Below are 13,162 nucleotides of genomic sequence, written 5' to 3'. Positions count from 1 at the left end.
TGTGTTTTAGTTGTTAAGCCATTGATCAGTTTTTTTCTCTAAATACCATTGAACAGTTTTCATTATTCCACTTTCAAAATGTTCATCGGGAACCCAATGTAATTCTTCTTTGATTTTATTTGAATCAATAGCATACCTTTTATCATGACCAGGTCTGTCTTGTACGAAACAAATAAGATCTTTATAGCTATTTATTTTATTTGCTTTATATTCTGGGGCAACGCCATCGAGAATCTCGCAAATTTTTGAAGCAATGTAAATATTTTTTCTTTCGTTATTACCACCGATATTGTAATTCTCCCCTATTGTCCCCTTATGGAAAACTAAATCAATCCCCTTACAATGATCCATTACATATAACCAATCCCTAACATTATCTCCAGCTCCATAGATAGGAATAGATTCTAATTTTAAAGCTTTTCTGATTATTGTTGGAATTAACTTTTCATCATGCTGCTTAGGTCCGTAGTTATTCGAACAATTCGTTGTAACAACATTTAAACCATATGTATGATAGTAACTTCTTATGATCATGTCTGAACTTGCTTTAGTAGCACTGTAGGGACTATTAGGTGCATAGGGAGTTTTTTCACTAAATAATCCCGTTTCTCCAAGAGTCCCATACACTTCATCAGTGGAAATATGATGAAATCTACAATTTTCATAACCTACTTTATATTTATGAGGGGCATCCATCCAATAATTTTTAGCTATATCAACTAAAGTAAAAGAACCTAAAACATTAGTTTTCACAAAAATCTCCGGAGTTTTAATAGAATTATCAACATGGGATTCCGCTGCGAAATGAATAACTCCTCTTATATCGTATTCACTAAATAAGAAACTTATTAATTCTCGATTTGTAATATCGCCTTTTATTAAAGTGTATCTATTATTTCCTGAGATCTCCTTTAAATTACTAATATTTCCAGCATAGGTTAAGGAATCAATGTTAACGATTTTGTAATTCTCATACTTTTCCATGAAATAAGGTAGAAAGTTTGAGCCTATAAATCCTGCACCACCAGTAACTAATATTGTCATAATTAATCATTGGCCACCAATTCTAATTTGTATTGTGTTTCCTCAAAATGATTTTGCATAGCAAGTTGGATGAGGTATTGGCCATAATCACTTTTATTCAAGGATTGAGCAAGGCTTAATAATTGCTCTTTATTGATGTAGCCGTAGCGATAAGCTATTTCCTCCAAACATGCTACCTTTAACCCTTGTCTTTGTTCGATGGTTTCGATAAATTGCGAAGCTTCTAATAGAGATTTATGGGTACCTGTATCTAGCCAAGCAAATCCTCTACCAAGTAAATTCACTTGTAGATTACCTTTTTCCAGGTATATATTATTTAGATCAGTTATTTCAAGCTCTCCTCTAGGAGAAGGCTTTATAGATTTTGCATATTCGACAACTTTATTATCATAAAAGTACAATCCAGTGACGGCATAGTTCGATTTTGGGTTTAGAGGCTTTTCTTCCAATGAAAGAACTTTAAACTTTTCATCGAAAGTGACTACACCAAAACGCTCAGGATCCTTAACAGGGTAACCAAATACAGTAGCACCCATTTTTTTCTTAACTACTTTTTTTAACATAGTTGTGAATCCTTGCCCATAAAATATGTTATCACCTAAAATAAGCGCTACATTATCTTTTCCGATGAAATCTTCTGCGATAATAAAAGCCTGCGCTAAACCATCAGGGGATTGCTGTACAGCATACTCTAATCTTATTCCTAGATTAGCGCCATCCCCAAGTAGTTGCTCAAATCTTGGTGTATCTTCAGGTGTAGAGATGATTAATATGTGTTTAATACCAGATAACATTAATACTGATAAAGGATAATAAATCATAGGTTTATCGTATACAGGTAACAATTGTTTTGAAATACTTTTAGTCAATGGGTAGAGCCTTGTACCACTTCCCCCTGCAAGAATAATGCCTTTCATTATATATTCCTCCCTTATAAAAATAAAGTTTATTAATTTAATTAAAATGAAGTGAGCTCTTGACTTCAGTAACGTGAGAATTGATGAGAAATGAGCCGGTTTTTTGCTTTTACAATCATTATTATAATTTTGCTCATTTAACAATAATATCTGACACCATTATTCCTAATTCGCGTGAATCAGTTTTTCCAGGGTTAAATGTATTATTGATTTCTAATTCAACAAAAAAATATGGTTTATCTTGTTCTGCTAGCTTAATTGTAATATGATGCCATTCTCCATTTCCAATTGGTTGTTCTGTGTACTGATTTTCATTGACTCGCAACTTCAATATTGTACCTGCTAGAGGAGCTTTGACATCAAACTCCATAGCACTTATAGGTTTTTTCTTATCAACTAAATAAACTAACGAAGATTTATTGCTTTTAGTCCATCTAAATGGTCTTTGATCAGCGTAAACCTCTTTTGCATACCAATTGTTGAAGTAATGAATACTACCAAAATCACTACTCTCAGAACCTATATTTATATATTGATTGAATATACTTTGAAATGTTTCCACTGCCTCTTTTGGAGTGTCTAATATTTCCAGCAAAAAATATCCTTTATCTTGTTTAACAAGATTTAGATATTTATTATTAATTAATTTTGCCGTTATCAAACGTGAAACGCGTGGTTCAAACTCAGTATTATGCACTATTATGTATTTAAAACCCTGATTCTTAACGTTCCTCCAGATCTCTTTTGTAAATTCACCTTCATTAATAGGATAAAGAATTGGTGCAATCTCACGATATTTTGATGGGTACAAAGAACTGTGACCATTAAACATCCTCAAATCGTAAATTAATGAATAGTACATATAAGAAGCGTTCATGAAATGATCTGCTTCATGCTGAAATGGTATAGCTAGTACTCTATTCTTTGTTCCACTGATTGTCCTGTAAACACTATTTTCTTTTTCAACTTTAACCATGATAGGATTTAAATAGTTGAAATCTAAAATAATACTAAAGCACACTATTATTACCAATAACTTTATAACAAATTTATTACCTACCTTTGTTCTCGATAGATAATTATATGAGAAGTTAATTATTATGCCTAATATTACTGTAAACAGTAATGCAGATATTGCCATGATTCTTCCTGTAGTTCTTGTACCATTTGCTGCAGGAATATTATCAAAAAACCATTTATACATATTAAGCCCAGTATATTTGTCGAAATTGGGTCCAAAAGTCAAAATATAACTCAACAAAAAAATAGGAATAAAAAACCATAGAAATAAAAGTTCACGTTCTTTTAGATATTTTTTACTGTTCCATACTCCACTAATAATAAACACTATAAATATTAATAAAGTCCAACCAATATATAAATTTTTCTCATTACCACTATAATGTATGAAAATATTTTTAATTTCAGGAGAATAAATAAAAAGTTCCGAGAAATCTTGTCCTTTTTCTAATGCTGATTTAGACATTAATTTTAAAATATAAAACAAATAACTACTAATCATACAGATTCCGAATATAATAATACTTATATTCATTAATTTATCTTTAGTTATAAGTTTTTTATTGTTTAAATAGTTCCAAAACCTAAATACAAAGTATGGAGAGACTAATAATGAATAATAATAAAACATTTGAGAATTGGCTGTTGATATTAAAAATAACGAAATTACAAGTAATAAAAAATACCTCTTTTTATTAGATTCTATTGCTTTTTCTGTAAACAAAATGGGAAGAGGTAATAAACATAAATCTATCCCATATACCATTTCACCATATAGAAAAGATGTTCTAAAAGGTAAAGCTGAATAAAATACGGACGAAATAATTGCTGATCCCTTATTTTTTGTGATATTGAGTACAAGATAATAAGCAGATAATCCAACAAATACATAAGATAATAAGGCCATTAAATTATATGCTAATATATCACCTGTAACGAATGAAAGCATACCAGAAATAAATGAGAAAGGAAAAAATACTAGTCCCTCGGTAAAGTTCCCAATATCTTCAAAATTATACTGATATCCTGAAAAATAAGGAAAGTTCATTCTTAATATATTATTTTTTACAATACTGTATCTATAAAATTGTTCAAAATGATCGCCTGGAGTCATATATGATATATTATTTCCAACTGGTGAAGCTGGGATAGAATCATTCATATTTTTAAGAAAAGTCGTCCCTGAATATGTTAATGCAATTACTATATGAATTAATATTACAGTATATATCCATTTATTCTTCCAGTTCAATCTATTTATCCTCCCAAGTCACAAATATATCATATAAAGTCTTAGATATTTTGTCTATATAGCTATCATAACAAGTAGCATCTAATACGTCTAATACTTCACATATTTTATCACATGCAAAGTATATTATTTTTTCTTCTGAATATCTCTTCATTACTGTCATTGTAAATTTTAGAATATCATTTGAAATAACATGAGGGTTCAAATAATTATTCGCATAGGTTATAGCATTCATTTCAAGTTTATTCTTCTCCACATTATTTCGAGCCAATAATTGAATTGCATCTTTTATCAATGTGACTTCATTTTTCTCATTAATAGGAATTTTAATAACAATATCATTGGGCAGTTCCCCGAACCATCCAATATCCGATACAATTGTTGCTTTTCCAAGAAGTAGTGCTCTTATCAAAGCTGCAGATGTTTCCCCCATATAAGGATACCTAAGATTAATAACAATATCTGATAAATCTATTAATTCATCAAATTCTTCACTATTAGTAAATCCAGTTAAAATAACTTTATCCTCAAGATTATATTTTTTTATTAGTTTATTAACGTAATCGCCCTCACCCACCATGAGATATTTATATTCAGTTTTTCTATCCATTTGAGCAAGTGCTTTTATAATATGATGAATACGTTTTGTTGGAGAGATATAACCAAATGAAGCAATTATCAACTCTTCATTTTTGATTCCCCATTTTTTTTTAAGAATGTTTTTTTTCATATTTGAAAGTTTTATTTTTTCTGTATTAGGACCTATCTGACCAATAGTAATACAATTTGCAAAAGGATTTATTCTTAAAACCTCTAATTTGGCATATTCAGAATGTACAATAATTCCTCTCGCATGATGAATTAGTCGTTTATTCAAGGGTAAATTTTCGGGATTTTTATATTGTAGTGGTGGTATCTCACTACTAAGAATTTTTAGTCCTTCATTATAACCATTATAATCATCATTATAGAATAATTCTTCTAAATACATAGTTGGATTATTGTGATATTCTAGTAAATAGCCTGTTACTAAGTAATAAAGTACATATTCATGTAAAATAACGATTCCATTATATTTTAGAAACACATTATATATATGAGTATGATAGTATGGGTTATTTCCTATGTTGTAAATAATTTCATCATATTCTTTTAATTGAACTAATATTTCAGGATTACTAACATAATCATAAATTTTAAAATTAGTGTTAATAAATTCATTAGAAGGAATGAAACCTTCTACCCAAACATCTATTTCTGCTTTATCCATTAGTGCTTCAAGTAAGTATTCAGAATAATCTGAAATTCCACTTTTTTGGGGGTTCAGTGGACTAAAATAAGCTATTTTCATTGTAAGAGCCTTTCTATAACATAATCCCAAGTAATTTTAAGATCTTTCATAAGTTGATTACCTTTCATCCCCATCGATTTAGCAATATGTTTATTATTAAATAGATAATCAATTTTTTCAGCTAAACTTTCTGGATTTGCTTCTACCACGTATCCCGTTATTTCATTTTCTACAAATTCAAGTGGCCCGCCTGAATCAGTATGGGTTATTAATGGTTTACTCGAATAAAAACCTTCTAAGGTCACATATCCATAGTCTTCTTCGTATGGCCCATTATATACTAGCAAGCATTTAGCATAATAACTAATTTTCTCTTCTTCTGTAATACGTCCAAGTAGCTTAACTTTAGAATGAAGATTAAATTTATTAATTAAAGAGTTAAGATAATTCGTATATTCTTTCTCTCCAGTACCAGCTAATAATAATATAGCGTTAGACTTAGTATAGCTCATTGCTTCAATTAATAAATGCTGCCTTTTGATTTCATGTAATCTACTTGGATAAAATATATAATCACCGAAATCTTCACAATATAATTTTTCATAATTAGATGGCGGGTGGTATAACGGCTCTGAACTAATAGCATTATATTTACTCATTCTATCTGAAACTGTTTTAGAATTTGTGAAAATTGCCTTACTCTCACGAAGATATTTGTTATCTGCATTAATAATCATATCTCGAACTTTAACTCCATCTTCCATATGTTCAAGATCTCCAAATTTTGTACCCCATAATTCATAAGCCTGTCTGTGTTGGTGCAACGCCCAAATAACTTTATTCGGGTGCTTAACAAAATACATTGGAAACTTTAAACCTATTACGCGATCGATTGCTTGTCCATTCACTTCTGTTAGATCAATCATCCGAGAGAAAAGTATACTATCAACAATACAGGAAGCCGGATACCACTTAAACGGCATTGTGATAATATCAGCTTCATGACCACGTTTAATTAATTCAGCTCGCAAGTTTTCTGCATGATGTTCTGCTCCACCTTTTATAAAGGGAACTTGTACACTTGCCAGAGCAATTCTCACAGTGTTTTCCTCCTATTTAAAACATTTTTATAAAATTAATAAATTGTTCACTTATAATTTCGTTTTTAAATCTTGTAGAATAGTTATATTTCCCTTTTTCAGCTAAGTATGAAGCAATTGACTTGTCTGATCCTATCTCAAAAATTGCAGCTGCTATGAGATCTTCATCAAACTTTTCGAAAACAATCTGTCCATCTCCCATAGTTTCAGCAATAGCACTACTATTGTAAGCAACTATTGGTAAGTTGTTGTATTGAGATTCAATAAGTGGAACACAAAAACCCTCATGTTCGCTTAAACACAAAAATATATTACTGCCTAAAAAATAGGCTTTAAGTTGATTAATTGAAACTTTGTTCGTGAATATTACATATTCTTGCAAATTCCATCGGGTAATGTAATTATTTATTTCTTTGTTATAACTTTCAATTTCTGGATCAAATCCTCCAACAATCCAGAATGTAATATTATTATCAAAAAGTTCTAAGTATGATTTTGCTACTTTACAAATATTTAAATGTCCTTTGTTAGTTGCGACTCTTCCTACAAAAAGTACATGAACCCTAGAACTTTTTTTCAAATTATTTAATAAGTTGATATCAGCCTCAATATCATCCATATATTCAACTTTGTGAAAAGGAGCAACAATTTCAGTTTTTTCCGGATTTATTCCGAGTTCTAGTAATTCTAAATTATTAAAATTTGAGTCAGAAAGCCAATAAAAATCATGTTCTTTTATCAATCTTTTTGTTTGTTCTCTTCCAACAGATGTGATCTTGTAATATTTATCGCTATAATTTTCAAAGAATTTAGAAGGTGTAATATTGTGATATCGAATAATAACTTTACATTTTGCTTCTTTTAAAAAAGATTCACCTAGCTTCCAATATATACTATGATGATATATTAAAATATTATTTTTAGTATTTATCTTCCTTTTTAATTCGTTAATAGCTATTACTTTATATTTCTGATTAGCTTGATTATATTCACAGAAAATTGATACATTTATATTATTTTCATTGCAAACATCATACATGCCTTGGATATCGTGACCAATAGCGTCTCCATCGGTAAAGGTCTGGTGTAATATAATTATCTCCATATTTTGGCGACACATCCTGTCATAATCACTTATACGCGAAAATAGCATAATCTTGAAATCCATAAATTAAACCATTTAAATCTGCCATTGAATTATTGAATGAGTTTGTATCATGTCCTTCAATAATAAGCGGAGGTATTCCCTTATTTTCAACTGGACTAAGATATTTAATTTCGACTTTATTAAATCCAATACCCTGTAAAATAAACTTAAGAGCAATAGGATGTACTGGTTTGATATGAGTTGGATCTAAATAAAACCAATTGTTCATTGCAAACACACTTTGAACATTTATTGTCTCTATTACAACAAAACCTCCAGGTTCTAAAACCCTGTAAATACTATCCAAAAGTTCAAGAGAATCTTGATTAGATAAATGTTCAATTACTTGTGCCATGAAAATTGCATCAAGAGTGTTTTTCTCAATATTTTTCAAATAATCTAAAGCATTTTCAAGATGAACATCAAATCCACGTTCATTGCAATAATCTACCATATCTTGATTTAAATCGATACCTGTAACTTTTTTTCCATTCTCCCCAAGTAGCTCAATAAATTCTCCTCGACCACAACCGATATCTAGAATTTTTTTCTTTTCTATAAAAAATGGCAAATAAAATCTTTGCCTTTCTATAATCGCAGATCTTGTTCCTCTAAATTTTTGCTCGAACAAGAAATAATCTATACTGATATTTTTATTTTCACTGATTTGCATGTTATTCGTATTTTTATCTTCTATTAATGTATTACTTTTAATATCATGATTATTTTTCTTTCTAATTCTAGAATGTATTAACATTATTGTATCTTCTACTTGTTCAATTTTATTTTGGAAAGCTTGTAATTTACTTACATTTTCTTGAGAGACTTTATTGATATAATCAATGGTTACGATATTATTATTATTACTTAATTTTTGGAAATTTTCTTGAATTCTTTGGTCTAATGTTTCACGACCTTCGATTATTTGGTGATTTATATTCGATACAAATTGCTTTATTTTCTCTTCAAATACACTTGTTAAAGATTCTAATTCAATTATTCGGTTCTCAATAAAATCTAACTCTTCTTTCAATTTATTTTTCATTTCATTTTCGTTATTCAAGTTTTTTATTTCTTCAGAATAACCGGCATTTAAAGTAGATAGTATATTTAAGGATCTCGTAACACTAGCATTAAAATCTTTTTGCTGTTCAATTACAGGATTAATATACCATCTGAGTAGCTTTCTGATTACTTTCTTTCCAAATATAATAAAGCGTCCTAAAATAGGACGATGAGAAGTAATAGCATATTCCGAATTAATATTCCATTTTCTGTTGCATTGTTCTATTTCAAGTATCAATTTAGAAAGTTGATGGTCAAAATCATTTGTATTAGTTGATTTGTTTTCTTGAAGCAAAGTTCGTTTTTTTTGTGCATCTGTGAGTGTAGTTTTAATTCTGTTCATAATCCTGTCCACTGTCAAATTTGACACTATTTTGTCCTCCCTTTTCAAAATTAGCTGTAGAATCTAAAAAAGTCATACCAATAAACTGTTTTTCTAATCCCGGGATAATTTGAAAAACAGCAGCTTGCTCAATCCAATCATAATTTTGGTCCAAGTGGTGATAACTATCATGAACAGCAACCGTAATACTATAGGTTCCAATACCTAGAACTAATTTTTGGGAAAAAGTTATTACATATTCATTATTTGAAACCCAATAACCCAAGTTCATATCTAAATAGTAAGTATTAGTCCCATAAACTTCATTTCCTAGTCTGTCTTTTATAAGAAAACCAACAGTAGGATTTTTAACATCCTTATTACATGATAATATGACCTTAATTTCTAACTGATCTCCTACTTGAATTGCATTTATTCTCTCACCTTTTGAATATAATTTCACTTCATTTATTTGTATTTTTTTGTTTCCAGAACGAGTGTTTAACTTATTATTCAAACCAACACTTTGTATAATTTCGTAATCTGCTTCTCTTTTAGCAATAACAGCGTTATAGTAGTCCAAAACTTCATCTGGATGGCCTTCTTTAATCATTAAACCACCATCTAACAATATTGCTCGGTCACAGAGATTCTTAACTGCTGTAGGATCATGGGATACAAATAATAATGAGGTCCCTTGCTCTCTAAATTTTCGAATTCTCGCAAAACATTTGTGTTGAAAATAAGCATCACCTACTGACAAAGCCTCATCAACAATTAAAATGTCTGGTCTCACAGAGGTAACAGTTGAAAATGCTAATCTTACCGCCATTCCACTTGAATAAGTTCTCAAAGGTTGGTTTAAATAATCGCCAATTTCTGCAAAATCAACGATGTCTGGTAATAACTCTGAAATAACTTTATTCTTGAGCCCCATTAGTTGTCCTAACATGTAAATATTTTGTAATCCAGTGAATTCTGGATGGAACCCTAGTCCAAGCTCAAGTAGTGCAGATATACTACCTTTAATTTGCATATTTCCTTCAGAAGGATGAGTAGTTCCTGTCAAAATCTTTAGTAATGTGCTTTTTCCTGCACCATTATGACCAAGGATACCTACAGATTCCCCACTTTTTACTTGGAAAGTGATTCCTCTAAGAACCCAATTTTCTTTGTGCATCGTCGTACTAGTTACCCATTCGAAAAGCCTACTGTAAGTTTTCGCATATCTTTTGTATTTTTTACCTATGTGTTGAACTTCCAATACATTCATTTATAATTCATCCACCATTTCTTTATCGAGCTTTTTAAATAAAAAGTATCCCAATAATAGTAGAAAAATACTTACTATAAATATAGGCCATAATGTATTCCATCCATCCCAATTTTTATCCAAAAATATACTGTGGTAACCATTAGTTATGGGAATCATTATGTTCCAGTCAAAAATCCATTTCAAATTATTAGGTATGATCCCTATCGTGTATACCAATGGGGTTAGCCAACTCCAAAATTGAAGAACTATTGCAAAAGTGTGACCAATATCCCTAAAAAAAACATTGAGAGTGGCAAGTAAGATACCAATACTTAAAGCAAATAATTGTTGCAAACACAATAATGGAATAACTTGTACTATTATTAAACCTGGGAAATTCCCAGTAATTATCAAGAAAAGTATAAATAAGCTATATATAATAACAAAATTCAAAAAAGAAGAAATCATAATATACAAAGGAAGTGATGTTCTAGGAAAACTTACTTTTTTCATAATACCACTTTGTTCAATAAATACATTTTGCATACGTGTTATAGTTTCAGAAAAGAATTGCCATGGTAGTAAACCTGCACACAAGTAAATACTATACGATAACATACTATTTGAATTAGGCATTCGTGTACCCATTACTTGGGAAAAAATAACTGTATAAACTATAATAAGAGCAATAGGATTTAGAACAACCCATATAGAACCTAAAACTGAATTTAAGTATTTTGATTGGAAATCTCTTTTCACTAGGCCTGATATAAAGCCTCTATAATGCCATACTGCCTTTAATATTATAACCACCTCAAGTTATTTCAACTATTTTTCTCGATAATAATTTAGTATTTCCTCTAACGAATTTTCTATGGTGTGTTTCACATTCCAATTAGTGGTACTTATTAACTTGGAATTATCTCCAATAAGAATCGGTACATCAGCAGGCCTCATTTTATCAGTACTTTGTACTATGTTAATATCTGCTTTTGACTTAGAAATTAAAATATTTAATATTTCAATAATTCTTAAACCCTTTCCAGAACAAACGTTATAAATTTCCCCACCTTCTGCATTGAAAAGCAATAGTTCATACGCTTCTACTATATCACGAACATCGGTAAAATCTCTTATTGCTTCTAAGTTACCTACATTAATAATTGGTTCCTGATCGCCCTTTTCAATATCAGCGATTTGCTTCGCGAAATCTTGAGTGACAAACCCAAGATTTTGTCCGACTCCAATATGGTTAAAGGTACGTGTATGAAACACATTAATTCCGTATGATCTTGCGTACTGCATGCAAAGATAACCTGCAGATAGTTTACTTAGTCCATAAGGGCTTAGTGGATTAAGTACGTTTGTTTCTGGAATTGGACAATCCCCTAAGTTGACTAAGCCATATTCTTCTGATGATCCAACTGAAAGAATTCTACAATCGGGTATATATTCTAAAACCACATCTAATAAATTCATAATACCCAACATATTAACCTCAAAGGTTGTCTGTTTATGTTTCCAGGACAAACCAACCGAACTTTGACCTGCTAAATTAACAATATGAGTAGGTTTATTTTCTCTTAACACTTCTATAACACTTTCTTTGTCGTTCAAGTCTAACCTCACGGTATTCTGGTTAGTCACTGTGCGACTTGTTACAATTAATTCAACATCAGTGTTTTTAAAATGCTCCACCATATAACTGCCAACAAAACCTGAAGAACCTGTCACTAAGACTTTAGCCATTAAACCACAACCTGTTTTGCTTGTAGTTTCTTCAAATCACTCTCAACCATCATAGTCACTAACTGCTCAAATCCAACCTCAAGCTTCCAACCCAAACCGTTCTTCGCCTTTGTGCAATCACCAAGTAATAAATCCACTTCAGCTGGACGGACGAATTTAGGATCCACTACAATATAATCTCTCCAATTGAGACCAACATGGCCAAAGGCAATATCAACTAATTCCTCAACCGTATGCATTTCGCCAGTAGAAATTACATAATCATCAGGTTTGTCTTGCTGCAACATTAAATACATGGCCTTTACATAATCGCCTGCGAAGCCCCAATCTCTCTGGGCATCGAGGTTACCCATTCGAAGTTCTTTTTGTAGTCCCAATTTAATCCTTGCCGCTGCATCAGTAACCTTACGAGTAACAAACTCAACGCCACGGCGCGGGGATTCATGATTAAACAAAATACCGGAGCAAGCAAACATGTCAAAGCTTTCACGGTAGTTTACTGTGATCCAGTGGCCGTATACTTTTGCTACTCCATATGGACTTCTAGGATAGAATGGTGTAGTTTCTTTTTGTGGAGTTTCTACGACTTTTCCAAACATTTCACTACTTGAAGCTTGGTAAAATCTAGCGTCAGGCTTGATTAATCTAACTGCTTCTAGCATGTTGGTTACACCAATACCTGTCACCATTCCTGTAGTAACCGGCTGATCCCAAGAGGTGCCCACAAAGGATTGCGCAGCAAGATTATAGACTTCATCCGGATTTGAGATACGAACAGCATTTATTAAAGACCCTGCATCTAAAAGATCTCCTTCGATAAATTCAATCTCATTTTTGATATGCTCAATGTTTTCGAGAATAGGTACACTGGTTCTTCTGCGCAATCCATAAACTTTGTATCCCTTTGATAGCAATAATTCAGCTAGATATGATCCGTCTTGCCCTGTGATGCCTGTAATTAGTGCAGATTTAGTCATGATTATTTTTCTCCCTACAGTAT

The 13,162-nt window shown here is 31.0% G+C and carries 11 protein-coding genes; all 11 read right to left on the bottom strand.

Annotated elements, in window-relative coordinates; all coding sequences use genetic code 11:
* Nucleotides 1-6: 6 nt before the first annotated feature.
* A complete protein-coding gene (rfbB, locus tag NV381_RS32785) occupies nt 7-1,044 on the bottom strand; it encodes a dTDP-glucose 4,6-dehydratase (protein WP_258217523.1) in 1,038 nt (345 codons plus the stop codon).
* 2 nt (nt 1,045-1,046) lie between these two features.
* Nucleotides 1,047-1,961: a glucose-1-phosphate thymidylyltransferase RfbA gene (gene rfbA / locus NV381_RS32780; protein ID WP_258217522.1), complete on the bottom strand. Its 915-nt coding sequence runs from the start codon at nt 1,959-1,961 to the stop codon at nt 1,047-1,049.
* 133 nt (nt 1,962-2,094) lie between these two features.
* Nucleotides 2,095-4,233 (bottom strand): hypothetical protein, encoded by a 2,139-nt coding sequence (locus tag NV381_RS32775; protein WP_258217521.1) that lies wholly within the window; start codon nt 4,231-4,233, stop codon nt 2,095-2,097.
* 1 nt (nt 4,234) lies between these two features.
* The gene (locus NV381_RS32770; protein ID WP_258217520.1) at nt 4,235-5,584 is read right to left on the bottom strand and encodes a glycosyltransferase family 4 protein; all 1,350 of its coding nucleotides are present in this window, start codon (nt 5,582-5,584) and stop codon (nt 4,235-4,237) included.
* Nucleotides 5,581-6,624 carry a glycosyltransferase family 4 protein gene (locus NV381_RS32765; RefSeq protein ID WP_258217519.1) on the bottom strand — a complete coding sequence of 348 codons (1,044 nt, stop codon included), beginning with the start codon at nt 6,622-6,624 and terminating at the stop codon, nt 5,581-5,583. Before NV381_RS32765 ends, NV381_RS32770 begins: the two co-directional genes overlap by 4 nt.
* 16 nt (nt 6,625-6,640) lie before the next feature.
* A complete protein-coding gene (locus NV381_RS32760; protein WP_258217518.1) occupies nt 6,641-7,729 on the bottom strand; it encodes a glycosyltransferase in 1,089 nt (362 codons plus the stop codon).
* Nucleotides 7,730-7,754: 25 nt separating this feature from the next.
* Complete coding sequence (locus tag NV381_RS32755; protein WP_258217517.1) at nt 7,755-9,206, bottom strand: methyltransferase domain-containing protein; 1,452 nt, start codon at nt 9,204-9,206, stop codon at nt 7,755-7,757.
* Nucleotides 9,166-10,431, bottom strand: a complete 1,266-nt coding sequence (locus tag NV381_RS32750; protein WP_258217516.1) for an ABC transporter ATP-binding protein — start codon at nt 10,429-10,431, stop codon at nt 9,166-9,168. Before NV381_RS32750 ends, NV381_RS32755 begins: the two co-directional genes overlap by 41 nt.
* Nucleotides 10,432-11,226, bottom strand: coding sequence for an ABC transporter permease (locus NV381_RS32745; RefSeq protein ID WP_258217515.1), 795 nt, complete (start codon nt 11,224-11,226; stop codon nt 10,432-10,434). It abuts the gene before it with no gap.
* A 15-nt stretch (nt 11,227-11,241) separates the two neighbouring features.
* The gene (locus NV381_RS32740; protein WP_258217514.1) at nt 11,242-12,162 is read right to left on the bottom strand and encodes a GDP-mannose 4,6-dehydratase; all 921 of its coding nucleotides are present in this window, start codon (nt 12,160-12,162) and stop codon (nt 11,242-11,244) included.
* Nucleotides 12,162-13,139, bottom strand: coding sequence for a GDP-mannose 4,6-dehydratase (gene gmd / locus NV381_RS32735; protein ID WP_258217513.1), 978 nt, complete (start codon nt 13,137-13,139; stop codon nt 12,162-12,164). Before gmd ends, NV381_RS32740 begins: the two co-directional genes overlap by 1 nt.
* Nucleotides 13,140-13,162 lie beyond the last annotated feature (23 nt).

The organism is Paenibacillus radicis (ex Xue et al. 2023), assembly GCF_024722015.1.
Lineage (GTDB): Bacteria > Bacillota > Bacilli > Paenibacillales > NBRC-103111 > Paenibacillus_S.
This window is presented reverse-complemented; position numbering and strand designations above follow the sequence as displayed.

Coding starts and splice junctions, on each gene's coding strand:
- rfbA (WP_258217522.1), bottom strand. CDS start 1,961: ATGAAAGGCATTATTCTTGCAGGGGGAAGTGGTACAAGGCTCTACCCA.
- gmd (WP_258217513.1), bottom strand. CDS start 13,139: ATGACTAAATCTGCACTAATTACAGGCATCACAGGGCAAGACGGATCA.
- NV381_RS32770 (WP_258217520.1), bottom strand. CDS start 5,584: ATGAAAATAGCTTATTTTAGTCCACTGAACCCCCAAAAAAGTGGAATT.
- rfbB (WP_258217523.1), bottom strand. CDS start 1,044: ATGACAATATTAGTTACTGGTGGTGCAGGATTTATAGGCTCAAACTTT.
- NV381_RS32750 (WP_258217516.1), bottom strand. CDS start 10,431: ATGAATGTATTGGAAGTTCAACACATAGGTAAAAAATACAAAAGATAT.
- NV381_RS32740 (WP_258217514.1), bottom strand. CDS start 12,162: ATGGCTAAAGTCTTAGTGACAGGTTCTTCAGGTTTTGTTGGCAGTTAT.
- NV381_RS32760 (WP_258217518.1), bottom strand. CDS start 7,729: ATGGAGATAATTATATTACACCAGACCTTTACCGATGGAGACGCTATT.